The organism is Rhodococcus sp. ACT016 (assembly GCF_050477185.1).
Taxonomy (GTDB): Bacteria; Actinomycetota; Actinomycetes; order Mycobacteriales; family Mycobacteriaceae; genus Prescottella.
In genome coordinates this window covers 5,844,965-5,868,135 of record NZ_JBEAET010000001.1, presented here as the reverse complement: position 1 = coordinate 5,868,135, position 23,171 = coordinate 5,844,965, and the positions used below count along the sequence as shown (strand labels likewise).

Annotated in this window: 20 protein-coding genes and 1 tRNA gene; 3 read left to right on the top strand and 18 right to left on the bottom strand. The window is 69.9% G+C overall.

Annotation, left to right across the window (positions count from 1 at the left end; translation table 11 throughout):
* Positions 1-98: 98 nt before the first annotated feature.
* The 6 genes from ACQ5DX_RS26870 to ACQ5DX_RS26845 form a co-directional block, all read right to left on the bottom strand.
* Positions 99-296: a hypothetical protein gene (locus ACQ5DX_RS26870; protein ID WP_430335499.1), complete on the bottom strand. Its 198-nt coding sequence runs from the start codon at positions 294-296 to the stop codon at positions 99-101.
* 269 nt (positions 297-565) lie between these two features.
* Positions 566-638: transfer RNA gene (locus ACQ5DX_RS26865), tRNA-Thr, on the bottom strand.
* Between the two features lie 73 nt (positions 639-711).
* A complete protein-coding gene (locus ACQ5DX_RS26860; RefSeq protein WP_430335498.1) occupies positions 712-1,899 on the bottom strand; it encodes a DNA polymerase III subunit delta' in 1,188 nt (395 codons plus the stop codon).
* A 47-nt stretch (positions 1,900-1,946) separates the two neighbouring features.
* Positions 1,947-4,856: a type I DNA topoisomerase gene (gene topA, locus ACQ5DX_RS26855; RefSeq protein ID WP_430335497.1), complete on the bottom strand. Its 2,910-nt coding sequence runs from the start codon at positions 4,854-4,856 to the stop codon at positions 1,947-1,949.
* Positions 4,857-5,001: 145 nt separating this feature from the next.
* Positions 5,002-5,586: a hypothetical protein gene (locus ACQ5DX_RS26850; protein ID WP_430335496.1), complete on the bottom strand. Its 585-nt coding sequence runs from the start codon at positions 5,584-5,586 to the stop codon at positions 5,002-5,004.
* 187 nt (positions 5,587-5,773) lie between these two features.
* Positions 5,774-5,977 carry a cold-shock protein gene (locus tag ACQ5DX_RS26845; RefSeq protein ID WP_005515803.1) on the bottom strand — a complete coding sequence of 68 codons (204 nt, stop codon included), beginning with the start codon at positions 5,975-5,977 and terminating at the stop codon, positions 5,774-5,776.
* Between the two features lie 377 nt (positions 5,978-6,354).
* On the opposite strand from ACQ5DX_RS26845, the gene ACQ5DX_RS26840 reads away from it, so the two are divergent.
* Positions 6,355-8,718, top strand: coding sequence for a DEAD/DEAH box helicase (locus ACQ5DX_RS26840; protein WP_430335495.1), 2,364 nt, complete (start codon positions 6,355-6,357; stop codon positions 8,716-8,718).
* Between the two features lie 5 nt (positions 8,719-8,723).
* On the opposite strand, the gene ACQ5DX_RS26835 is transcribed toward ACQ5DX_RS26840, so the two are convergent.
* From ACQ5DX_RS26835 to ssd, 7 genes are read right to left on the bottom strand one after another with little or no spacing between them, the layout of a single operon-like run.
* Positions 8,724-9,074: an Rv3654c family TadE-like protein gene (locus tag ACQ5DX_RS26835; RefSeq protein ID WP_430335494.1), complete on the bottom strand. Its 351-nt coding sequence runs from the start codon at positions 9,072-9,074 to the stop codon at positions 8,724-8,726.
* Positions 9,071-9,424, bottom strand: a complete 354-nt coding sequence (locus tag ACQ5DX_RS26830) for a TadE family type IV pilus minor pilin (RefSeq protein ID WP_430335493.1) — start codon at positions 9,422-9,424, stop codon at positions 9,071-9,073. Before ACQ5DX_RS26830 ends, ACQ5DX_RS26835 begins: the two co-directional genes overlap by 4 nt.
* The gene (locus ACQ5DX_RS26825) at positions 9,421-9,624 is read right to left on the bottom strand and encodes a DUF4244 domain-containing protein (RefSeq protein ID WP_430335492.1); all 204 of its coding nucleotides are present in this window, start codon (positions 9,622-9,624) and stop codon (positions 9,421-9,423) included. The genes ACQ5DX_RS26830 and ACQ5DX_RS26825 overlap by 4 nt, the downstream gene beginning before the upstream one ends.
* A gap of 60 nt (positions 9,625-9,684) precedes the next feature.
* The gene (locus ACQ5DX_RS26820; protein WP_430335491.1) at positions 9,685-10,266 is read right to left on the bottom strand and encodes a type II secretion system F family protein; all 582 of its coding nucleotides are present in this window, start codon (positions 10,264-10,266) and stop codon (positions 9,685-9,687) included.
* The gene (locus tag ACQ5DX_RS26815; protein WP_430335490.1) at positions 10,266-11,087 is read right to left on the bottom strand and encodes a type II secretion system F family protein; all 822 of its coding nucleotides are present in this window, start codon (positions 11,085-11,087) and stop codon (positions 10,266-10,268) included. The genes ACQ5DX_RS26820 and ACQ5DX_RS26815 overlap by 1 nt, the downstream gene beginning before the upstream one ends.
* Positions 11,084-12,262 (bottom strand): TadA family conjugal transfer-associated ATPase, encoded by a 1,179-nt coding sequence (locus tag ACQ5DX_RS26810; RefSeq protein ID WP_430335489.1) that lies wholly within the window; start codon positions 12,260-12,262, stop codon positions 11,084-11,086. Before ACQ5DX_RS26810 ends, ACQ5DX_RS26815 begins: the two co-directional genes overlap by 4 nt.
* Complete coding sequence (ssd, locus tag ACQ5DX_RS26805; RefSeq protein ID WP_430335488.1) at positions 12,259-13,386, bottom strand: septum site-determining protein Ssd; 1,128 nt, start codon at positions 13,384-13,386, stop codon at positions 12,259-12,261. Before ssd ends, ACQ5DX_RS26810 begins: the two co-directional genes overlap by 4 nt.
* A 480-nt stretch (positions 13,387-13,866) precedes the next feature.
* On the opposite strand from ssd, the gene ACQ5DX_RS26800 reads away from it, so the two are divergent.
* Positions 13,867-14,685, top strand: coding sequence for an HAD family hydrolase (locus tag ACQ5DX_RS26800; protein ID WP_430335487.1), 819 nt, complete (start codon positions 13,867-13,869; stop codon positions 14,683-14,685).
* Between the two features lie 394 nt (positions 14,686-15,079).
* Here the strand turns inward: ACQ5DX_RS26800 and ACQ5DX_RS26795 are convergent, their stop codons facing one another.
* The 5 genes from ACQ5DX_RS26795 to ACQ5DX_RS26775 all read right to left on the bottom strand — a co-directional run bounded on the left by ACQ5DX_RS26795 (position 15,080) and on the right by ACQ5DX_RS26775 (position 20,863).
* A complete protein-coding gene (locus tag ACQ5DX_RS26795; RefSeq protein ID WP_430335814.1) occupies positions 15,080-15,829 on the bottom strand; it encodes an oxidoreductase in 750 nt (249 codons plus the stop codon).
* Between the two features lie 63 nt (positions 15,830-15,892).
* A complete protein-coding gene (locus ACQ5DX_RS26790; RefSeq protein WP_430335486.1) occupies positions 15,893-17,503 on the bottom strand; it encodes a dipeptide ABC transporter ATP-binding protein in 1,611 nt (536 codons plus the stop codon).
* Positions 17,500-18,369, bottom strand: coding sequence for an ABC transporter permease (locus ACQ5DX_RS26785; protein ID WP_430335485.1), 870 nt, complete (start codon positions 18,367-18,369; stop codon positions 17,500-17,502). Before ACQ5DX_RS26785 ends, ACQ5DX_RS26790 begins: the two co-directional genes overlap by 4 nt.
* Positions 18,362-19,288, bottom strand: coding sequence for an ABC transporter permease (locus tag ACQ5DX_RS26780; RefSeq protein WP_430335484.1), 927 nt, complete (start codon positions 19,286-19,288; stop codon positions 18,362-18,364). Before ACQ5DX_RS26780 ends, ACQ5DX_RS26785 begins: the two co-directional genes overlap by 8 nt.
* 3 nt (positions 19,289-19,291) lie before the next feature.
* Positions 19,292-20,863: a peptide ABC transporter substrate-binding protein gene (locus ACQ5DX_RS26775; RefSeq protein ID WP_430335813.1), complete on the bottom strand. Its 1,572-nt coding sequence runs from the start codon at positions 20,861-20,863 to the stop codon at positions 19,292-19,294.
* A gap of 324 nt (positions 20,864-21,187) precedes the next feature.
* Here ACQ5DX_RS26775 and acs point away from each other — a divergent pair, with 324 nt between their 5' ends.
* Positions 21,188-23,152 carry an acetate--CoA ligase gene (acs, locus tag ACQ5DX_RS26770; RefSeq protein ID WP_430335483.1) on the top strand — a complete coding sequence of 655 codons (1,965 nt, stop codon included), beginning with the start codon at positions 21,188-21,190 and terminating at the stop codon, positions 23,150-23,152.
* Positions 23,153-23,171: the final 19 nt, after the last annotated feature.

Genomic DNA, 23,171 nt, shown 5'->3' with positions numbered 1-23,171 from the left:
AGCATTCGCAGAACACCAAATCGCCAGGTCAAGGCGCTGAACGGCGCGAAAACACCACACAAACGGACGTCAGCCGGTGCCCAGCCGGCGCGCAACGTCTAAGGAACCCAGTACTTGGCGGCCAACTCCTCGACCAAGGGGTCGTCATCGGTGACCTCATCGAGGGCCGCGAGATCACTGTCGATCGCGACGAGGCGCGGATCGTCCCCCTCGAACTCCTCGACCGGGTGCCCGCCGTTCTCGGCGAGCTGCCGCAGGAGCTTCTCCCTCACGCGGGACTTGAGTGAATCGCTCACCTTCAGAGCATGGCCGCTTCGAACCGACCTTGTCGAGGGTTCGGGGAACTCAGTCGTCACCGGAGCGCTTGAACACCTGCCTCGCCACCGGGATCAGCGTCACCAATGCGCCGACCGCGAGGATCAACCAGAAGATCTGCATCCACACGGCGACCACCTCCTACCGCCGGAACCGCTCTCCCTACCCATTGTCCCGGAGCACCACGGACGTCGCTCGCCCCGAAACGAGAAAGACCCCAGGTGGACTGTGTCCACCTGGGGTCTCCCAGAGCTGCCTGCGAGAATCGAACTCGCGACCTTTTCATTACGAGTGAAATGCTCTACCGACTGAGCTAAGGCAGCGTGCCTTTCGGCGCACGCGAGTCTAGCCCGAACCCCCGCCCCTAATGCAAATCGGGCACCGGTCGAGCCCGGACTACCTGTACTCGGCACCCAGACGAGCGACGAGGGCGTCGACCGCGAACTTGGGCTTGACGTTCATATCCAGCGCCTCGCGGCAGTCGAGGATCGCCTCGATACAGCGCAACAGGCCCTCGCGCGACGTGCCGGTCGCGAGGTCGGCGGCCCGCTCCGCCATGTCCGGGTGGTTCGACGTCGCCGTGGATCCGAACGAATAGGCCAGTGCATCCCGGTACAGACCGGCAAGATCCATCAGCGCCCTGTCCAGTGCATCCCGACCCGTGCGGGTGGCACGGGACTTCTGGCGACGTTCGAGATCCTTGAGGACGCCGGCCGAGCCGCGCAGTGCTCCCGCCGCTCCCTTTCCGGTGCCGCCTGCTCCGAGCGCGGTCCGCAATTCCTCTGTCTCGCGCTCGTCCCGCTCCGCCGTGAGCTCCTTGGCCTCGAGATCGGCGGCCTGGACCAGTTCCTCCGCTGCTGCGTAGGCGGTGCCCGGGCGCATCGCCGCGTTCGCGAGCGACAGCGCGCGCTTGCGCCGGGCCCGGGCGTCCTCGTCACTCGCCAACCGGCGGGCCCGTCCGACGTGTCCACCGCAGACCGATGCCGCCCACTGCGCGGTATCGGCATCCAGATGGTCGCGTTCACGCAGTACCTGGGCGATGGCGTCGACCGACGGCGTCACCAACGGGATGTGCCGGCACCGCGAGCGCAGCGTCACGGAGATGTCCTGCGGATCGACCGACGGTGCACACAGCAGGAAGACCGTGCGGTCCGGCGGCTCCTCGACAACCTTGAGCAGCGCGTTGGCCGCGCCCTCGGTGAGACGGTCGGCGTCCTCGACGACCACGATCTGCCAGCGGCCCGTGCTGGGACGCCGGGACGCCGTCTGCACGATGGCACGCATCTCGCTGACGCTGATGCTCAGTCCTTCGGGCACGATGCGGCGGACGTCGCCGTGGGTGCCGGCCATCGTGGTCGTACAGGCCTGACACTCGCCGCAGCCGGGATCGCCGTCGGACGTGCACTGCAGTGCCGCGGCGAAGCACACCGCGGCAACGGAACGCCCGGATCCGGGCGGCCCGGTGAACAGCCACGAGTGCGTCATCCGGGATCCGGCGTCACCGCCGCGGGCGGCAGTGGCAGCAGCCGTCAGCTCGGCCTCGACATGCTCCTGACCGACCAGCCGATCGAATACACCCGCCACGAGCCGACCCTACCGAGCCGCGCCGACGGCCCCGCCGACAACCGACGTCACGGCTTCTCGGCCGTCGTCTTCTTAGCGGCGGCCTTCTTGGCCGGTGCCTTCTTGGCAGCCGTCTTCTTCGCCGCCGCCTTCTTGGCCGGTGCCTTCTTGGCCGCGGCCTTCTTCTTCACCGGTCCGCGGGCACGACGGTCGGCCAACAACTCGGAGGCGCGCTCGTCGGTGATGGTCTCGACCTCGTCGCCCTTGCGCAGACTCGCGTTGGTCTCGCCGTCGGTGACGTACGGACCGAAGCGTCCGTCCTTGATCACCATCGGCTTACCGGTCGCCGAGTCGTTGCCGAGCTCGCGAAGCGGGGCCGCCGCCGACGCCTGACGTCCGCGTCGCTTGGGCTCGGCGTAGATCTTGAGGGCGTCCTCGAGCGTCACCGTGAACATCTGCTCCTCGTTCTCCAGCGAACGAGAATCGGTGCCCTTCTTCAGGTACGGCCCGTACCGGCCGTTCTGCGCGGTGATCTCTTCCTTCGACTCCGGGTCGATGCCGACGACGCGCGGCAGCGACAACAACTTGAGCGCGTCATCGAGGGTGACGGTCGCCAGATCCATCGACTTCAGCAGTGAACTGGTGCGCGGCTTGGGGCCGGCAGCCTTCTTCGCGGCCTTCTTCGCGGGAGCCTTCTTGGCGGCCTTCGTCTTGACGGTGCCGTCGGCATCCGCCTCAACCGGCACGATGTCCGGCTCGGGCGCGGGTACCGGCTCGGCCAGGATCTCGGTGACGTACGGGCCGAAGCGGCCTTCCTTCGCGACGATCTCGTGACCGGTCAGCGGGTCGACGCCCAGCTTGCGACCCTCCTGCGGCGTAGCGAACAGCTTCTCCGCGTATTCGGGCGTGAGCTCGTCCGGCGGCAGGTCGTCGGGCAGGTTCGCGCGCTGGGAAACGAGCGCGTCCGGAGCGGCCCCTTCCGAGGGATCTGCAACCATCCGCTCCAGGTAGGGGCCGAAGCGGCCGACCCGGACGCGAACCTCGCGGCCCTCGGAGTCGTCGAACAGGCGGATCGAGTTGATCTCGCGGGCATCGATGCCCTCGAGGTTCTCGCCGACCATCTTCTTCAGGCCACCGGCCGCCGCGATCGAGTCGTCGGTCGCCTGCGCGTCGCCGAAGTAGAAGCCCGACAGCCAGTTGCCGCGCTGCTCGCGACCGCCGGCGATCTCGTCGAGGTCATCCTCCATCGCGGCGGTGAAGTCGAAGTCGACCAGCCGGCCGAAGTGTGACTCGAGCAGGCCGATGACGGCGAACGCAACCCACGACGGGACCAGCGCGCTACCGCGCTTGTAGACGTAACCGCGGTCGAGGATGGTCTTGATGATCGACGAGTACGTCGACGGTCGGCCGATGCCGAGCTCTTCGAGGGCCTTGATGAGGCTGGCCTCGGTGTAGCGGGCCGGCGGGTTGGTCGCGTGGCCGTCCGGATCGAGCTTGGTCGCGGTCACCGCCTGGCCCTGCGTCAGCACCGGGAGGCGCGACTCGGCGTCGTCGGACTGACCGCCGGCCTCCTCGTCGACGCTCTCGACGTACGCCTTGAGGAAGCCGGGGAACGTGATGGTGCGGCCGGATGCGGAGAACGTGCACTCCTCGCCGGTTCCGGCGGTGCCGGTGATCCGCAGCGTCAGGGTGGTTCCGCGGGCGTCGGCCATCTGGGAGGCGACGGTGCGCTGCCAGATCAGCTCGTACAGGCGGTACTCGTCGTTCTCGAGGCGCGAATGCAGCTGGCCCGGCGTCTGGAAGACGTCGCCGGCGGGACGGATCGCCTCATGTGCCTCCTGCGCGTTCTTGACCTTGCGGGTGTACTGGCGCGGGGTGGCGTGGACGTACTCGGCGCCGTACAGTTCCGTCGCCTGCGCACGGGCAGCGGCGATGGCCGACTGCGACAGCGTCGTCGAGTCGGTTCGCATGTAGGTGATGTAGCCGTTCTCGTACAGACGCTGCGCGACGCGCATGGTCCGCTCCGACGAGAAGCGCAGCTTGCGCGCGGCCTCCTGCTGCAGCGTCGACGTCATGAACGGCGCGTACGGCTTCCGCGTGTACGGCTTGTCCTCGGCCGAGGAGACGACCAGGTCGACACCCTCGAGGGCCTCGGCGAGCCGACGGGCGTACGCCTCGTCGATCACCGTGACGCCGGTGGACTTGAGCTTGCCGTCGGGCCCGAAGTCACGTCCGGCCGCGACGCGGGAACCGTCGACCGAGACCAGGCGCGCACCGAAGGCGCGAGGGCTGGCGTCGGCGCCGGCGTCGAGCGTGGCCGAGATGTCCCAGTACTCCGCCGAGCGGAACGCCATCCGCTCGCGCTCGCGCTGGACGATCACGCGCGTCGCGACCGACTGCACGCGGCCCGCCGACAGCTTCGGCATGACCTTCTTCCACAGCACCGGACTGACCTCGTAGCCGTAGAGGCGGTCGAGGATGCGGCGGGTCTCCTGCGCGTCGACCAGGTCGTTGTCGAGGTCGCGGGTGTCCTCGGCGGCGGCGCGGATCGCGGGCTCGGTGATCTCGTGGAAGACCATCCGGCGAACCGGGATCTTCGGCTTGAGCGTCTCGAGCAGGTGCCACGCGATGGCCTCGCCCTCGCGGTCGGGGTCGGTGGCGAGGTAGAGCTCGTCGGCGTCCTTGAGCAGGCTCTTGAGCTCGGTGACCTTGGACTTCTTCTCGGGGCTGACGACGTACAGCGGCTCGAAGTCGTGGTCGACGTTCACACCGAGGCGGGCCCACGGCTCACCCTTGTACTTGGCAGGGACGTCGGCGGCGCCGCGCGGCAGGTCACGGATGTGGCCGACCGATGCCTCCACGACATAGTTCTTGCCGAGGTAGGGCGCGATCTTCTTGGCCTTCGTCGGTGACTCGACAATGACGAGGCGGCGCGTGGCAGATGCTCCGTCCGCCGTGCTCTTATCCCGTGATGCCACCAGTCTGTCCGCACCTTTCCTGCTCGATCAGTGCTGCTGCGCACCTGATGCGAATCTCGTCTCCGCCCCCGTTATACCGGGTCCGGTCAGTTACAGGGTGTCACACCAGGACGGCGGGTGCGCATAACCGTCCCTCCTCATTCGCTCAATTGTGCGGCCAGTTGCGCCGCGCGTCCGGATCGTCCGGTGGTCGACCGATGTTCTCCGCAAGGTGCATGAGGCGTCGGCGACCCGAAATCCGCAATCCCGGAGACGACCCTCGAATGCCGACGATCGTGGGAGCCACGCCGGCCCGCATGAGTGACTGTGCGAGCACCACATGGGTGTCCGGAGCGTGCGGATCGAGCCCGAGAACGTACCGCTGGCCATCCGCCTCGACCCGACCGGACGCGAGTACCCATGCACGCTGTTCGCGCGCGCCCGGGATCCAGCCTTCGGGGACCGCCTTGACCGCGCCGCGCGTCCACCGCGCCGCGAGATCCGTCAACTGTGGGACGGCCGCGGTCCGGACGAGCGGGTTCCCCTCCTCGGACCTGCCGACCTCCGCCTCCAGGTCGGCCTCGCGCATCAACTCGGCGATGGCCTCCGCCCGCCACCGACTGTCGACCACGACCGAGATGCGTGTCCCCTCTTTGGAGGTGACCACCTGTCCCTGCGCCGCCAACAGCCCACCGAGGTCGGTCACCGCGGGCGGCACCGATTCGGCAGAAAAGAAGGAAAGCTGAGCCACAGTTGGACAGTAGGCCACTACCGGGCGTCATTCGGTGCGATCGCGTATCCGCGGCGCGGACGGATCGATACTGGTCGTCCGACAGGGGCCACAACGAACTCGTCCCCCACCACCGTTGCCGGAAGCAGGGGACGAGTCAGGCAACGGTCGATGGACCGGCCTTGAGTTTGTTCAGTTGGTGAACAGATCAGATAGCGCGAACGCCGGTGGCCTGCGGGCCCTTGGTGCCCTGGCCGACCTCGAACTCAACGCGCTGGTTCTCCTCCAGGGTGCGGAAGCCGCTGCCCTGGATCTCCGAGTAGTGGACGAAGACGTCAGCGGAGCCGTCCTCGGGAGCGATGAAGCCGAAGCCCTTTTCCGCGTTGAACCACTTCACAGTGCCCTGTGCCATGCTTTTCCTTCTCTTTCTTACACCGGATTCGATGGACAGCACTTCCGGTCCACCGGGCCGGTTCCGACCGCTGTACTTTCTCGATTCCCCCTCAGGAACGCATAAGCACCGCGCTCGCAACATCGATCCTGCGGGCGTTTAAACGAACACAGAAGCTGCGACCAGGTCATAGTCAACCACGTCCGACGCGACTGCAACAGTCGAAAGACGAACAAAAAATGCAAATAGATGATCTTGCACGCAGTGCCACTCCAGTTACGGTCGAGTACACCCCCGACTACTGACCATCGGGCACCACGGATAGGATCAAAACCGCAGGTCCGACGCATGTGACACGCCTCGGATGCTTGATCGAGACAATTCCGGAAGAGGCGCCCGTGAATCCCTCGCCCCACTCCCGACAGCCGGGCGAAATCGGCGACGACTCCTTCGGACGTACCCTTCTCGAGCGCGTTCTGGCCGGCACCCCGACCGGTGAACGACCCCTCATGTTCGCCGCCGATCTTCCACCCCGGATGTCCCGGTTCGCCGAGTGGCCCGAGTGGGCCGGTCCGGCCGCGGTGCGCGCTCTCGAGGAGGCCGGGATCCCCCGCCCATGGAGCCACCAGGCCGAGGCGGCGTCGATCGCCGCGGCGGGAGAACACGTCGTCGTGGCGACGGGGACGGCGTCGGGCAAGTCACTGGCGTACCAACTCCCGATCTTGACGGACCTCGGGGGCGAGTCCCGCGGCACAGCGCTGTACCTGTCCCCCACCAAGGCGCTCGGCGCCGATCAGCTGCGGTCCGCGATCGCCCTCACCGAGTCGCAGCCGGAACTCGCGTCGATCCACCCGTGCGGATTCGACGGCGACACCCCGACCGAGATCCGGCAATGGGCTCGCGCGAACTCGCGGTGGATCTTCACCAACCCCGACATGCTGCACATCGGGATCCTGCGCTCGCACCAACGGTGGGCGCACCTGCTGCGCCACTTGCGATACGTCGTGGTCGACGAGTGCCACTCCTATCGCGGGGTTTTCGGATCGAATGTGGCGCTGGTGCTGCGCCGGCTGCGCCGGCTCGCCACTCGCTACGGAGCGGATCCGATTTTCGTACTGGCAAGCGCGACGACCGCCGACCCCGGAGCCGCCGCGTCCCGGCTGATCGGCGCGCCGTGCGCACAGGTCACCGAGGACGGATCGCCGCACGGCCCGCGCACGATCGCGCTCTGGGAGCCGCCGCTGCTCGAGTCGGTGACCGGGGAGAACGGCGCACCGGTTCGCAGGGCCGCCGGATCGGAGGCCGCGCGGATCATGGCGGATCTGCTGGTCGAGGGTGCGCGGACCCTGACGTTCGTACGCTCGCGCCGCGGCGCGGAACTGACCGCGATCGGCGCCCGCCGCATCCTCTCGGAGGTCGATCCCGATCTGGTCGACCGGGTCGCGGCCTACCGCGCCGGCTATCTCGCCGGCGACCGCCGCGACCTCGAGGCGGCGCTCGCAGACGGGCGGCTGCTCGGGGCCGCGACGACGAACGCCCTCGAACTCGGGGTCGACATCGCGGGACTCGACGCCGTCGTGGTCGCCGGCTTCCCGGGAACAGTCGCATCGTTCTGGCAGCAGGCGGGACGCTCGGGACGACGGGGCGAGGGCTCGCTCGTCGTTCTGGTCGCCCGGGACGACCCGCTCGACACGTATCTCATGCACCACCCGTCCGCGCTGCTCGACCGCCCGATCGAGGCCACCGTCACCGACCCCACCAACCCCTACGTGCTGGGTCCACAATTGTTGTGCGCCGCGCTGGAGATGCCGCTGTCCGACCGCGAGGTCGCCGATCTGGGGGCGACGGACGTGCTCTCGGACCTTGCGGAGCAAGGCCTGATCCGGCGGCGCGCGCACGGCTGGTTCGTGACCTCCGACATCGATCCGCACGCCGCCCTCGACATCCGTGGCGGCATCGGCGGCCAGGTCGCGATCGTCGACGGCGAGTCGGGTCGGCTCCTGGGGACCGTCGACGCGGGGCGCGCGCCCGCGACGGTGCACCCGGGCGCCGTTCACATCCACCAGGGCGAGTCGTTCGTCGTCGACCATCTCGATCTCGACGACGGCATCGCGCTGGTGCACGCGGAGGAACCGGAGTGGACCACCTCCGCGCGGGAGATCACCGACATCGCGATCGGCGAGATCGCCGAGCACAAGCCGTACGGCGACGTGGGCGTCGCGCTGGTGCAGGTCGAGGTGACCCACCAGGTGGTCGGCTACCTGCGCCGGCTGGCGTCGGGCGAGGTCCTCGACTCGGTGGAACTCGACATGCCGGCCCAGACCCTGCACACGCGGGCCGTGATGTACACGGTCACCCCGGAACTGCTCGAGGAGGCCGGCATCGGGGCCGACCGCGTCCCCGGCGCGCTGCACGCCGCCGAGCACGCGGCGATCGGGCTGCTGCCGCTGGTCGCGACGTGCGACCGCGGCGACATCGGCGGGGTGTCGACCGCGCTGCACCCGGACACCGGGCTCCCCACGGTGTTCGTCTACGACGGACACCCCGGCGGCGCCGGGTTCGCCGACCGCGGGCACGCCGAATTGGCGCGCTGGCTCGGCGCGACGCGCTCGGCGATCGACTCGTGCGAGTGTGTCGCCGGATGCCCGTCGTGTGTGCACTCCCCCAAGTGCGGCAACGGCAATCACCCCTTGGACAAGGACGGAGCGATCCGGGTCCTGTCGGCGGTGCTCGCCGCGGTGGACCCGGATCCGTCCGCCTGACGGGGTCATTCGACGGGCCCGGCCCGCGCGATCGCCCGCGCGGGCCCCGGAACGAGCGCCGGTCCGGCCACCGCCGTCGACACCACGGCATCCCACCCGTCGACGGTGCACTCGCTCACCTCGGCCCGCATCCGCCGCGCAACCGACACCGCTGCGGCGCACGCCGATTCGTCACCTCCGACGAGCGCCTGAGCGGCCGCCAACGCGGCCAGATCGGCCGCGCCCTGTGCCCGGTGCCGGGCCGCGACGGCCCCACCCACCTGAACCAGGACTGCCGTCACCGCGACGAGCCCGATCAGCGCGAAACACGCGAGCACCGTCGCACCACCGGACTCGTCCCGAACGAGCCGCGTCATCCGTCGCCCGACTCGGGTTCGCGGGCGGCGACCGCCTCGGCGGACAGTTCGACCATCGGCAGCAACGGCACACCGGCGCGGACCGTCGCGACGACGAACGCGCCGTCCGCCCGCAGCGTGACGTCCGCGCCGCCGGGTGCGACCCGGCCGGCGACCACGACCGCATCGCGGTCGCCGCGGGCCGCCAGCCGGGCCGCCTCGCGTGCGGCGTCGATGCACCGCACCTGCGTGGACACCGCCGCGATCGCACCGACGCACAGCACCACGACGGTCACGATGGACGCGATCGCAATCGCCGCCTCCACCGTGACCGCACCGTCGTCGCGGTGGAGCCCGGCCCGCGCGCTCACACCGACGTCTTCAACGCCTTGTCGATGATCCCGGTGAGCGCGGAGACGATCGAATCCCCGGTCACGACCGTGTAGAGCAACGCCCCGAACGCCGCGGCGGCGATGGTCCCGATCGCGTACTCGGCGGTCGACATCCCGTCGTCGTCGGTCGCGGCGAGCACGATCCGAGCCTGGAACTCGTGAAACTTCTTCGACCACATCGTTTTCCCCCTCCATTGAATTCCGGCGCGGCCGTTCCGCGCCGACGTTCCCCCTCCCGGTCACAGGAGCCCTCCTTGGAGCACCCGACCGGCAAGCCCGATCACCACCGGGACGATCCCCAGGCAGACGAATGCGGGCAGGAAGCACAGGCCCAGCGGGCCGCTGATGAGGACGCCGGCCCGCTCGGCCGCCGCGACCGCGCGGTCCTCGGCGTCGGCGCGCTGCTGCGCCGCCAGTTCTCCGATCGCGCTGGACAGCGCGGCCCCGGAGCGCGCCGATCGACGGGCCATCCGCGCGAGCGCCTCGGTCGCCGGTTCGACGGCCACGACATCCCACGCCGTCGCGGGGTCGGCGCCGAGCACCAGCAGATCTGCGGTGCGGCGCAACGACTCCGACAGCGGCTCCGGCGCGGACGGCGCGACCGCCGCGGCAGCGGCCGCGGCCGGTAGCCCCGCTTCGAGGCACGCGGCCAGCAGGTCGAAGGTTCCCGCGACGGCCATCGGATCCGAGGCGGCGGATCCGTCGGGGGCGTCCGGCGGGTCGTCGTCGACGGGTACGGCAACCCGCAGCCGTCGCCGCACCGCGGTTCCGTCCGGGGCCACCAAAACGGCAGCCGCCACCGCCGCCAACGATGCCCACATCACGCCACCACCCGGTCGACGATCCGGTCGGTCCACAGCAGTCCCGCCGCGACCAGCACGGTGCCGACGACCAGCAGCACCGAGCCGAGGCCACCGCCGAACAGGATCCGGATCGGCGCGGCACCCATGAGTTGCCCCAGGCCGACGCCCAGGATCGGCAGGCCCGCCAAGACGGCCGCGGTTGCGCGCGCGCCGGCCAGACCAGCTTCCGCTCGGGTACGGAACCTGCTGCGGCCCAGCAGGTCCGAACGCGCGGCCTGCAGTAGCTCGGCGAGGGCGAGGCCGTGTGTCTCGGCCACCGCCCAGGCACGCGCGATTCGGTGCAGGTCGTCGGCGACGACACCCTCGTTCGCCGCGAGACCGCTCGCCGCCGAGCCACCGAGGCGCGCCCGGGCGGCCGCGCATCGGAACGCCTCGGCTGCGGCTCCGTCGCACTCGGACGCGGCGGTCTCACACGCGACCGCCGGGTGTGCACCCACCCGGAGTTCACCGATCACGACGTCGAGTCCGGACAACACTCCGCGCCGCTCTCGGTCCCGAGAAGCCGAGGTCCGCCGCCGGCGGTGACGTCGGCCTGCCGTGAGCGCCGCGATGGCCGCGGCGACCGCCGGACCGACCATCCCGATCACCACGAGTGGCACGCACGCGAGCAACGCGAAATCGAACGGGGACAGCTCGCGCCGTCGCACCAGGTCCTGCAGCCTCGCGCCCAGCCCGCTCGACGCGGGCTGGGCGGTCATCGTCGCCCGCAGGCGGCTACGCCCGCCGCGCGCGGGTACCAGCAGGATCGCGGTGGACAGGCAGAGCAGGACCGCCGTCATCGCACGGTCCTCGCGTCGAGCAACCGGCGTAGCTCCCCGGCGGCGGGACCGGCGCCGGACTCTCTGGCCCAAGCGGCCGTCACGCGCACATCACCCGACGGATCCCGCTCCAGCACACCGATTTCCACGAGTCCGCGGGCGCCCGACGAGTCCCGGCGCACGTGCAGGACCGCCTGGACCGCGGCCGCCAACTGGCTGTGCAGCGCCCGCCGATCCATCCCGCCCAGCGCGGCGAGCGCCTCGAGACGGGCCGGGACCTCACCCGGCGAATTGGCGTGGACCGTGCCCGCGCCGCCGTCGTGGCCGGTGTTGAGGGCGGTGAGCAGGTCCACCACCTCGGCCCCGCGTACCTCGCCGACCACGATGCGATCCGGGCGCATCCGCAACGACTGGCGAACCAGGTCACGCACGGTCACCTCGCCGACCCCCTCGACGTTCGGTGCGCGCGCCACCAGACGCACGACGTGCGGATGAGACGGCGCCAGCTCGGCGGCGTCCTCGACGCACACGATCCGTTCGGTCGGTTCGACCCGGCCGAGCATCGCCGCGAGCATGGTGGTCTTGCCGGCGCCGGTGCCGCCGGTGACGAGGAACGCCAGCCGCGCCCGCACGATCTCTTCGAGCAAGCCGCGGGCATCCGGGCTCACGGCCCCGCCGGCGGCGAGCTCGTCGAGTCCCTGCGTCGCCGGCCGCAGCACCCGCAGCGACACGCACGTCCCGCCCTGCGCCACAGGGGCGAGAACCGCGTGCAGACGAACGCCGAAGTCACCGTTGTCGATTCGCTCGAGTCGGCCGTCCACCCACGGTTGCGCGTCGTCCAGTCGGCGCCCCGCCGACAGCGCCAGCCGCTGCGCGAGTCGCCGGACCGCGGCCTCGTCGGAGAATGACACCGACGTCCGTTCGAGACCCGCGCCGCGGTCGATCCACACCTCGTCCGGCGCGGTGACGAGAACGTCGGCGACACCGGGCACCTCGAGCAGTTCTTCGAGCGGACCGGCGCCGGTGAGTTCGGTCTGCAGGATCCGTAGGGCGGCGAGCAGATCCGTATCGCCCAGGACACCACCCGACTCGGCGCGGATTGCCGCCGCGACCGTCGCCGGCGTGAGGTCGCTCTCCGCGAGGGCCAGGCGCTCCCGCACGCGCTCGAGGAGTTCGGGAGACGCGATCGCGCTCATGCGACCCGCCGTCCGCGCCGAGGCCGAGCCGCGAGAACGTCGAGTACGGCCCGGGCGCCGGCCACCAGCGGTGACCGCCTGCCCAGATCGAGCCCGCCCCGCTCGAGCATCGCGTCGAGCCGGGATTCCGGTCGCATCGCCGCCAGCAGCGGCACACCCAGTCTGTCTGCCAAATCTCTTCCCCGCAGGCCCCCGGGCGCGGGACCGCGAATCACGATTCCCTGGTGGGGATTTCGCTCGGCCACTCGGGCCAGGACCCGCTCCGCCGCCAGCCCTCCCCGGACGGTGGCGGGTACCACCACCGCGACGAGGTCCGCGGCGTCGAGGATGCAGTCGGCCACCGCGGACGGGTGCCGCGGTACGTCGCAGACCACCAGACCGCCGGCCCCGCGACCGGCCTCGACGACGGCGGCGGCCGCCGCCGGGGTGGGCCCATCGGAGGAGCTGCGACCACGTCCGCACGCGAGCACACTGACCGCGTTCCCACGTGACGGCAGCGCCGCACGCAGAGCATCGGCCGACACCCGACCGTCCTCCACCGCCAGACCCGACCAGCGCAGGCCCGGATCGCCCTCGATCCCGAGAAGCAGGTCCAACCCACCGCCGAGCGGGTCGGCGTCCACCAGCAGCGTCCACGGGGCAGGCCCACCGCCCGCATCCGGCCGCCCCGACTCGAGAGCCACCGCGGTCGCGAGGCTCGACGCGCCCGCACCGCCGGATCCGCCGATCACCGCGACGACGGCGCCGTCGGCCACGGTGCGGGTGCCGCGCTCCGCGAAGACGGACACGAGCACCGCCTCGTCGTCCGGGATCCCGAGGACCCGGTCCGCTCCCACCGCGGTCGCCGCCTGCCAGTCGGCGAGCGTCGGCGCGCCGTCGCTGACCAGAACCACCCGGTCTCTGCGCGGCAGTCGTGCCGCACACTCGAGCGCGGCCCCGGCATCCACGACGACCAGATCCGCCGACTTCCAGTCGATCCGACCGACCGGCGCCGCGGCCTCAACGAATGTTTGATCAGTGACGGCGGCGACCGACCGCAGGCACTGCGCGAGCGCCCGTCCGGTCACCATCCCCAGCACGTGGGGACGACCGGGCGCGGCCGGCCCGAGGCGATCGATGTCCATGTGCACAGCGTGCGTCCTGCGGGGCGCACCCGAAACCCGTCACCGAGGGAATGTGCACAGAATCGAACCCTGTGGATGAATTCTGGTACTGACGTGCATTTTTTTGATTCGACCGAGAGTCGTGCACGAGCGGGGATCGCGAGCGGCGGACGTCGAATCGCCTGGCAGACGAGCGTAAGTGGGGGTCGTCGCCGACAGTGGTCGTTGCGAAGAATCGGCCCGAGACATGGGGCAGAAAAGGGGACGACCCCCGCCAGGGGGGGAGGAGGCGGGGGTCGTCAGAGTTCAGCCCCGGGGGGTCGGGCTGAACACGCCTGGATCGCGTCCAGGTAGAAGCAATACTACACCCAGATCCTGGACTATTTGCAAGTTCACTTATCGTCCGCGACCTGCCTGGAAAGTCCGGAATTCGGCGCGCACGACGCGCGGTGACCGGCGACGCGGACCGAAACACCCCATTCCTCCCCTATTCTTGGCCACGTGACCGCCCTCCCGAGCGCACTCACCCAACGCGGCCGTGTGGCCGCGTTCTTCGATCTGGACAAGACCGTCATCGCCAAGTCGAGCGCGCTCGCCTTCAGCAAGCCGTTCTTCGCGCAAGGACTCATCACCCGCCGGTCCGTCCTGCAGGGGAGCTACGCGCAGTTCCTCTTCCTCCTCTCCGGCGCCGACCACGACCAGATGGAGCGGATGCGCGCCCATCTGACGAACATGACAGCCGGCTGGGACGTCGAGCAGATCCGCAGCATCGTCGCCGAGACGCTGCACGACATCGTCGATCCGCTGGTGTACGCCGAGGCGGCCGATCTCATCGCCGATCACAAGGCACGCGGCCACGACGTCGTGATCGTCTCGGCGTCCGGCGAGGAGGTGGTGACGCCCATCGCGGCCGCCCTCGGCGCCACGTACAGCACCGCGACCCGCATGGTGGTCGAGGACGGCCGGTACACCGGCGAACTCGAGTTCTACTGCTACGGCGACGGCAAGGTCGAGGCCATGCACGAGCTGGCGAAGACCCACGGGTACGACCTGTCGCAGTGCTACGCGTATTCGGATTCGGTCACCGATCTACCGATGCTGCAGGCGGTCGGCCACCCCACTGCCGTCAACCCGGATCGCGCATTGCGTCGTGCCGCCGGCGAAAATGGTTGGCCCGTATTGTCTTTCTCCAACCCCGTGTCGCTGCGCGCGCGACTGCAGACGCCGTCGCGAACTACGGTCGCCACGGCCGCGGCGGTGCTGTCAGGCGCGGCCGTCGCCGGGGCGTTCACGTACGGCATCCGACGCCGAAAGCGCTGAACCCGCGTCTGCCACAAAGGAAAATTGCCACTTGAAGTGGTTTGGAGCACGGGGTACAAAGGAGTTACGGAAGGCCGGAAGGCCAGGATCGGACCGGAAGAGAAGGCCCGATTCCCCGCACGGACTTCCGAGCACGGGCACCAGGTACCCACGCGGAGCACAAGCCACTATAAGGGCAGAAGCGTTGTGGGCTTGCGCGACTCGGACGCCTGACGGCAAGGACCCCGCACAGGTTGCAGGGACGACCCGCCACCGACCGAGCCTACGCCGAGGCCGTTGACACACAACCCACCTTGCACGCTTGGTAACCCGGCAGTCCGTGCTAGCGGGTGGCGAATCCGACCGAGGTCGGTGACTCCACCCGCTACGCATGTCTGCGCCAGGTAGATCCTGGTCAGCCCGCGGCGGCATCGGCGATCGACATCGCCTCGCGGGCGCCCGCCTCGAGCGCACCGCAACACAGAATCACCCAACTACCTACGCCCTCGGGCGTTCCCGACGCGAATCCCTCGATCCCGGCCCGATACGCCGGGACCCGGCGCATCCAACTGACCTCGGGCACCCCGAGGTTGTGCGGATCGAGGCCGGTCGAAGTGGCGACCAGTCTCGACGCGGCGCGGGCCACGATCCCGTCGGCCACGCCGAAGGGCCGCAGCGCGAGCAGTTCGCCGTGCACGACGGCGGCGAGCACCGGGGCGGGCGCCTTCGTCCCACCCGTGATCAGCTGCGCAAGCATGTCGAGGCGTTCCCCGACACCCGACTCGGTGCGCGGCCGCCCCAGTGTCTCCTGATCGGTTACGAGGTCGGCCGCGGCGAGCAGATGCAGGCGCGCGAGTGCCTGGAGCGGCGCACGCTGCCAGGTCGGGAGGATGACGGTCAGCGACTCCCCGTCCAGGGCCTGCGCGACGCGCAGCGCACCCGACAGCACCGGATCGCCCACCGTGCCCGGAGTCGGTAGTTCCATCGAACCGCCGTCGATGGCGGCGGACGCGCGGGCCGCGCGCACGGATGCCTCCGTGGCCGTCTGCGGCCAGCCCCGACGGTTCGTCTTGTGCCGATGCACCTCGCCGAGCGCGTCGCGCGCGCGATCTGCCGACTCGACCACACCGGGCAGGTCCAACAGCGGCCGCAGGGGATCCGTCACGGGAACACTCACGGCCCAGACGCTACCCGCTGCCCGACGCCGGCCCGGTGGCCCCGTGACCCGTCAGCGCCGCCGGCCGCGCGGGATCGCGTCGAGCAGGCGTCTCGTGTACTCGTGACGGGGGCGCTCGAAGACCTCCTCCGCGTAGGCCGCCTCGACCACCCGGCCACCGTGCATCACCACCACCCGGTCCGCGATCCGGCGGACCACAGCCAGGTCGTGGCTGATGAACACGTATGTCAGCCCCAGGTCGCGCTGCAGGTCGTCGAGCAGTCGCAGGATCTGGTCCTGCACGACGACGTCGAGCGCCGACACCGCCTCGTCGCACACGACCAGGTCCGGTCCGAGCGCCAACGCCCGCGCGATCGCGACCCGCTGCCGTTGCCCACCGGACAGTTCCGCGGGGAACCGGTGCGCGATGTCGGACGCCAGGGCGACACGGTCGAGCAGTTCACCCACCCGTGCGGCACGCTCGCGTCGGCCACCGATTCGGTGCACCCGCAGCGGCTCGTCGACGATCCGCTGCACCGAGTACGTCGGATCCAGGCTGCCGTACGGGTCCTGGAAGACGGGCTGGACGCGGCGACGGAACTGCCGCTCTCCCCGGCCCAGTGACGCGACATCGGCCCCGTCGAACACCACCGATCCGGCGTCCGGCGGCAGCAGACCGAGCACCATGCGGGCGACGGTCGACTTGCCCGAGCCGGACTCGCCGACGATCGCGGTCGTCGTGCCGCGCGCGACGGTGAACGAAACGTCGTCGACGGCGGTGACCTCGGTGTGCCGTCCGAGTTTCGCCGCGCGCCGGCGGAACACCTTCCGCAGGCCGTCGACCACCAGCAGTGGCGGCGCCGCCGGTTCGGCACGCCCGCGCGGCCGCGTCATGGAGAGCGACGGCGCGGCGGCCACCAGCCGTCGCGTGTAGGCGTCCTCGGGGTCGGTGAGAATCTTTTCGGCCGGGCCGGATTCGACAACCCTCCCCTGGTGCATGACGACGACGTGCTCGGCACGTTCGGCCGCGACGCCCAAGTCGTGCGTGACGAGCAGGACCGCGGTGCCCAGTTCGCCGGTGAGCCCGGCGAGATGGTCGAGGACCCGCTGCTGCACCGTCACGTCGAGCGCCGACGTCGGCTCGTCCGCGATCAGCAACCGGGGGCGTGCCGCGAGGCCGATGGCGATGAGGACCCGCTGCCGCATACCGCCCGAGAACTCGTGCGGATAGTGCCCGGACCGCGCCGCCGCGTCGTCGAGGCCTGCCTCCGTGAGCAGTTCGTCGGCGCGCGTGCGCGCTGCGCGCCCCTTCGCGATCCCGTTGGCCTCCAGTGCCTCCCGGACCTGGAAGCCGACCTTCCAGACCGGATTGAGGTTGGTCGCCGGGTCCTGTGGCACGAACCCGATGCCGCTGCCGCGAATCCGGACGTACTCGCGCTCCGACGCACCCACGAGATCCGTGCCCGCGAACACGATCCGGCCTCCGGTGATCCGGCCGGATCCCGGCAGCAACCCGATGATCGCATGCGCGAGCGTCGATTTGCCGGAACCGGATTCGCCGACGACCGCGACCGTCCTGCCCGGGAACACCGTCAGGTCCACCCCGCGCACGGCGTGCACCTGCGAGGACCCCGACCCGAACGAGACGTCGAGGCCCTCGACGGCGAGCACCGGGTCCGTCATAGCCGCCTCGCGGTGGTCGGGTCGAGCGCGTCGCGCAGGGCGTCGCCGAGAAGCACGAAGCCCAGGACGGTGATCGCGAGCGCGCCGGCCGGGTAGAACAGGATCGTCGAACCGCGCCGCAACGTGACCTGCGCCGTGCTGATGTCGCCGCCCCACGAGACGGTGGTGGGCGGCAACCCGATCCCGAGGAACGACAGCGTCGCCTCCGCGACGATGAACGTGCCGAGCGACATCGTGGCCACGACGATGATGGGCGCCAGCGAGTTCGGCAGCACGTGCCGCAGCAGGATCGAAGGATGCGACATCCCGACGGCCCGGGCGGCGAGGACGTAGTCGTTGGATTTGGCCGAGATGACTGCTCCGCGTGCGATTCTCGCCATCTGTGGCCAGCCGAACAGGGCCAGCACCGCCACCACCGTCCAGATGGTGCGCTGCGCGAACAGTTGCATCAGCACGATGGCGGCGAGGATCAGGGGAATGCCGAAGAAGATATCGGTGACGCGGGAGAGCAGCGAATCGGCCCAGCGGCCGTAGTATCCGGCAAGCGCACCGAACATCACCCCGATGACCAACGCCGCGGTGGTCACGCACACCCCCACCGTGACCGACGGCCGCGCCCCGTACACGGTCCGCGCGTAGACGTCGCAGCCCTGACGGTCGAACCCGAACCAGTGCCCCGACCGCGGCGGCGCGAGGCTGTCGGCGATGTCGCAGTAGCGCGGATCCAGGTCGGTGAACAGCGACGGGAACAAGGTCACCGCCGCCACCACCAGCAGGATCAGGCACGCGAGCAGGAACATCGGCCGGCGACGCAGCCGCCGCCATGTCGACGCCCACATGCCCTGCGCCCGTGCCACGTCAGACATACCGGATCCGGGGATCGAGGACCGCGTACAGCAGGTCGACGAGCAGGTTCGCGATCAGGTAGACGACCACCAGCACGCTGACGAAGGAGACGACGGTGGGTGCCTCGCCCCGGATGACGGCCTGATAGATCGTGCCGCCCACGCCGTTGATGTTGAAGATGCCCTCGGTGACGACCGCGCCGCCCATCAGCGCCGCCAGGTCGACCCCGAGGAACGTGACGACCGGAATGAGCGAGTTGCGCAGCACGTGGACGCCGACGACCCGCGGCCGCGACAGCCCCTTCGCGGTCGCGGTACGTACGTGATCGGCGGTCAGGGTCGCGGCGACCGAGGTGCGGGTGAGCCGCAGCACGTAGGCGAACGACACCGCGGCGAGCACGCACGCCGGCAACAACATCCGGGAGAAGCTGGTGTCGGCGCCGACGGTGGGCGGCGCCAGCCCCCACCGGATGGCGATGAAGAATTGGGCCAGGAACCCGAGTACGAACACCGGCACCGCGATCAGCACCAGGCTCAGAATCAGCACGGTGGAGTCGAATATCCCGCCCTTCCGCAGGCCCGCGATCAGTCCCGCACCCACCCCGAACACGGTCTCGATCGCGACGGCCATGACCGCGAGCTTCAGCGTGATCGGAAAGGCCTGCGCCAGAACCTCTCCGACCGGACGTCCCGAGTAGGACGTCCCGAAGTCCAGCGTGACGATCCCCTTCAGGTACTCGAGGTACTGCACCAGGAACGGCTGGTCCAGGTGGTAGCGGGCCCGCAACTGCTCGGTGACGGCCGGGGTGAGGGCCCGGTCGCCGGCGAGCGCCGCGACCGGGTCGCCGGGCAGCAGGAACACGAGCGCGTAGATCAGGAACGTCGCCCCGAGGAAGACCGGAATCATCTGCAGCACGCGGCGGCCGGTGTATCGGAGCATGATCTACTTCTTCTCGATCAGGTAGTACACCGGCACGCCGTCCCAGCCGATCCGGACGTTCGTGACGTACTCGGACCAGCCCCCGGTGGCGTTCCGGTTCCAGTTCGGTACCGCCGGCAGGTCGCGCAGCAGGACCTCCTGTGCGCGATCGATCAACGTCTGCGACTCGACCGGATCCGTTGCGCCCGCCGACGCCCGCAGCAGGCGGTCGAATTCGGGGTTCGAGTACTCGCCGTCGTTGGCGCTACCTCCCGTCTGATAGTTCTGGGCCAGAAATCCGTACTGCTGCGGGTAGTCGGCCTGCCAACCGGACCGGAATGCCGTCCCGATCGTCCGTTCGGTCACCTCGGTCCGCAGTTGCGCGAACGTCGGATACGGCGCACCGTGCGCGTCGATACCGAGCGTGTTGCGGATGCTGTTGCACACCGCGTCCACCCAGTCCTGGTGTCCGCCATCGGAGTTGTAGGCGATCTGGAACGACCCGGACCAGGGAGCGATGGCGTCGGCCTGCGCCCACAGGGCCCGGGCGCGATCGGGCACGAAGTCGAGGCGCTCGGCCCCGGGCAGATCCGGCGTCCAGCCTTCGATCGCCGGGCTCGTGAAATCCCGGGCCGGGGTTCGGGTGCTCGCGAACAGGCGGTCGGTGATCCGCCCCCGGTCGATCGCCTGAGAGATCGCCTGCCGGCGCAGCACCCCCTCGGCACCACCGAAGTGCGGCAACCGCTCCGGGATGGTGAAGGTCTCGATCGTGGCCGACGGCTGATTGACGGTGCGCCCCGACAGATCCTGCTCGTACGTGTCGAGCGCACTGGCCGGAACACCGTCGAGAACGTCGAGATTGTTCGACAGCAGGTCGGTGTAGGCGGTGTCGAGGTTGCTGTAGAGCACGAACGCCAGGCCCTCGTTCCGCGCCACCCGATTGCCCCGGTAGCCGGGATTCGTGACCAGATCGATCCGCACATTGTGTTGCCACGCATCATCGTTCGCGAACCGGTACGGACCGTTGCCGATCGGGTGCTGCCCGAAAGCCGCCATGTCCGCGTACGCCGACTGCGGCACTGGGTAGTACGCGGCGAATCCGAGCCGTCGCGGGAAGGCCGACTCCGGTTGTTTCAGTGTGATCGTGAACGTGCGGTCGTCGAGCACCCGTAACCCCGACATCGTCTGCACCGTCGGGTTCGCCGCCGCGACCTCGTCGTACCCCTCGATCGGATCGAAGAACGACGACTGCAGTTGCGCGTTGGTCGACAGCGCACCGTAGTTCCAGGCGTCGACGAACGACCGCGCCGTGACGGAGGTGCCGTCGGTGAACGTCCAACCGCTCTCGAGCGTCACCGTGTAGTGCTGCCCGTCGGCGGTCTCGATCGACTCCGCCACCTCGTTCTCGGTGGCGCCGTCGGCGGTATAGGAGACGAGGCCGGCGAAGAGGGCGTCGAGCACGCGGCCGCCGGTGTTCTCGCTCGTATCGGTCGGAATCAGCGGGTTCTGCGGTTCGCCGCTCCACGCGTACACGATGCCTGTGCCCGACGTCGTCCCGCCGGTGCACGCTGCGAGCACCGACGCGACCAGTCCCATCACCAGCGCCGCCGCGGCGGCGCGCGCGATACGCAAGGCACTCCTCCCGCCGGCGAGGCACGCACGGTTGGTGCTGCGACGATAGCCAGCGGTGAGGGTCCGCGCGGGCTGGTCGAGCGAGCACCGACCGGATCGGCACTCGTTCGAGGCCCGATCGCAACGAAGCGGCCCGCCCGGCACCGCGCCGACCGCCCGTCGCGCGAAATCGACCGATCACCGCAGGCGGCGACCGCTCCGCGGGAGGGAATCCTGCGACGCCGATCACCTGTGACTACCCTCACACGTGCGACAACCGTCGATTTCGATGAAAGAAGGCAAGCCGAGATGACGAGCAGTGCTACTGACGCCCCCGAGGTGTACCCGCCCAGCGCGGAGTTCGCGGCCGCGGCGAACGCCGGCCCCGAGTTGCAGGCCGAGGCCGACGGCGATCGGCTCGCCTTCTGGGACACCCAGGCGCGGCGCCTGGACTGGGCGACCGAGTGGACGCAGGTCCTCGACTGGTCGGACGCGCCCGTCGCGAAGTGGTTCGTCGGTGGCAGCCTCAACGTCGCGTACAACTGCGTCGACCGGCACGTGATCGCCGGCAACGGCGACCGCGTCGCGATCCACTTCGAGGGTGAGCCCGGCGACAGCCGCGACATCACCTACAACGACCTGCTCGCCGAAGTGAGCCGCGCGGCAAACACTTTCACCGAACTCGGCCTCGTCGCCGGCGACCGTGTCGCGATCTACATGCCGATGATCCCCGAGGCGATCGTGACGATGCTCGCGTGCGCCCGCCTGGGCCTGACCCATTCGGTCGTGTTCGCCGGGTTCTCGGCGACGGCGCTGCGCTCGCGCATCGACGACGCGGAGGCCAAGCTGGTCGTCACCGTCGACGGGCAGTGGCGCCGCGGCCAGGCCGCCCCGATCAAGCCCGCGGTCGACGAGGCGTTGGCCGGCGATGCCGGCGATTGTGCGGATGCCGGTGCTCGTTCTGTTCGGAACGTGCTGGTGGTCAAGCGGACCGGCATCGACGTCGACATCGCCGCCGGGCGGGACCTGTGGTGGCACGAGACCGTCGAGAAGGCGTCGCCCGTGCACGAGGCGCAGGCGTTCGACGCCGAGCACCCGCTGTTCATCCTTTACACCTCCGGCACCACCGGTAAGCCCAAGGGCATCATCCACACCTCCGGCGGCTACCTGACCCAGGCGTCGTACACCCACCACAACGTGTTCGACCACAAGGCCGGCCGCGACGTGTACTGGTGCACCGCCGACATCGGCTGGGTCACCGGGCACAGCTACATCGTCTACGGCCCGCTGAGCAACGGCGTCACGCAGGTCGTCTACGAGGGCACCCCCAACTCGCCGGACGAGCACCGCCACTTCCAGATCATCGAGAAGTACGGCGTCACGATCTACTACACCGCGCCGACGCTGGTGCGCACGTTCATGAAGTGGGGCCGCGAGATCCCCGACGCGCACGACCTGTCGTCGATCCGGCTGCTCGGCTCGGTGGGCGAGCCCATCAACCCAGAGGCGTGGCGCTGGTTCCGCGACGTCATCGGCGCCGGCACCGCCCCGATCGTCGACACGTGGTGGCAGACCGAGACCGGCGCGATCATGATCTCGCCGCTGCCCGGCGTCACCGCCACCAAGCCCGGCTCCGCGATGGCGCCGCTGCCCGGCATCTCCGCGAAGATCGTCGACGACGACGCCCACGAACTCGGTGCCGGCGGCAGCGGCTACCTGGTCCTCGACCAGCCGTGGCCGGCGATGCTGCGCGGCATCTGGGGCGACATGGAACGTTTCCGCGAGACCTATTGGTCGAGGTGGGCGCACTACCACGGTCCCACATGCTATTTCGCCGGTGACGGCGCCAAGTACGACGAGGACGGCGCGCTGTGGGTCCTCGGCCGCGTCGACGACGTCATGAACGTCTCCGGCCACCGCATCTCCACCTCCGAGGTCGAGTCCGCGCTCGTCGGGCATCCGTCGATCGCCGAGGCCGCCGTCGTCGGCGCCGCGGACGAGACCACCGGGCAGGGCATCGTCGCGTTCGTGATCCTGCGCGAAGGCGCCGACAACACAGGCGAGGCGCTCATCGCGGAACTGCGCGCGCAGGTCTCCACCGAGATCTCCCCCATCGCCAAGCCCCGGCAGATCACCGTCGTGCCGGAACTGCCGAAGACCCGCTCCGGCAAGATCATGCGCCGCCTGCTGCGCGACGTCGCCGAGGGCCGCGACCTGGGCGACACCTCGACCCTCGTCGACCCCAAGGTGTTCGACGCGATCCGCGGCAAGTAGGACCCGACCGAACGGGTGC

Bases quoted from the DNA above. Each gene is read 5' to 3' on its own strand.
- ACQ5DX_RS26845 (WP_005515803.1), bottom strand. From the start codon at position 5,977: ATGGCACAGGGCACTGTGAAGTGGTTCAACGCGGAAAAGGGCTTCGGC.
- ACQ5DX_RS26835 (WP_430335494.1), bottom strand. From the start codon at position 9,074: ATGACGCGGCTCGTTCGGGACGAGTCCGGTGGTGCGACGGTGCTCGCG.
- ACQ5DX_RS26825 (WP_430335492.1), bottom strand. From the start codon at position 9,624: ATGTGGTCGAAGAAGTTTCACGAGTTCCAGGCTCGGATCGTGCTCGCC.
- ACQ5DX_RS26820 (WP_430335491.1), bottom strand. From the start codon at position 10,266: ATGTGGGCATCGTTGGCGGCGGTGGCGGCTGCCGTTTTGGTGGCCCCG.
- ACQ5DX_RS26815 (WP_430335490.1), bottom strand. From the start codon at position 11,087: ATGACGGCGGTCCTGCTCTGCCTGTCCACCGCGATCCTGCTGGTACCC.
- ACQ5DX_RS26810 (WP_430335489.1), bottom strand. From the start codon at position 12,262: ATGAGCGCGATCGCGTCTCCCGAACTCCTCGAGCGCGTGCGGGAGCGC.
- ssd (WP_430335488.1), bottom strand. From the start codon at position 13,386: ATGGACATCGATCGCCTCGGGCCGGCCGCGCCCGGTCGTCCCCACGTG.
- ACQ5DX_RS26790 (WP_430335486.1), bottom strand. From the start codon at position 17,503: ATGACGGACCCGGTGCTCGCCGTCGAGGGCCTCGACGTCTCGTTCGGG.
- ACQ5DX_RS26785 (WP_430335485.1), bottom strand. From the start codon at position 18,369: ATGTCTGACGTGGCACGGGCGCAGGGCATGTGGGCGTCGACATGGCGG.
- ACQ5DX_RS26780 (WP_430335484.1), bottom strand. From the start codon at position 19,288: ATGCTCCGATACACCGGCCGCCGCGTGCTGCAGATGATTCCGGTCTTC.
- ACQ5DX_RS26775 (WP_430335813.1), bottom strand. From the start codon at position 20,863: ATGGGACTGGTCGCGTCGGTGCTCGCAGCGTGCACCGGCGGGACGACG.
- acs (WP_430335483.1), top strand. From the start codon at position 21,188: ATGACGAGCAGTGCTACTGACGCCCCCGAGGTGTACCCGCCCAGCGCG.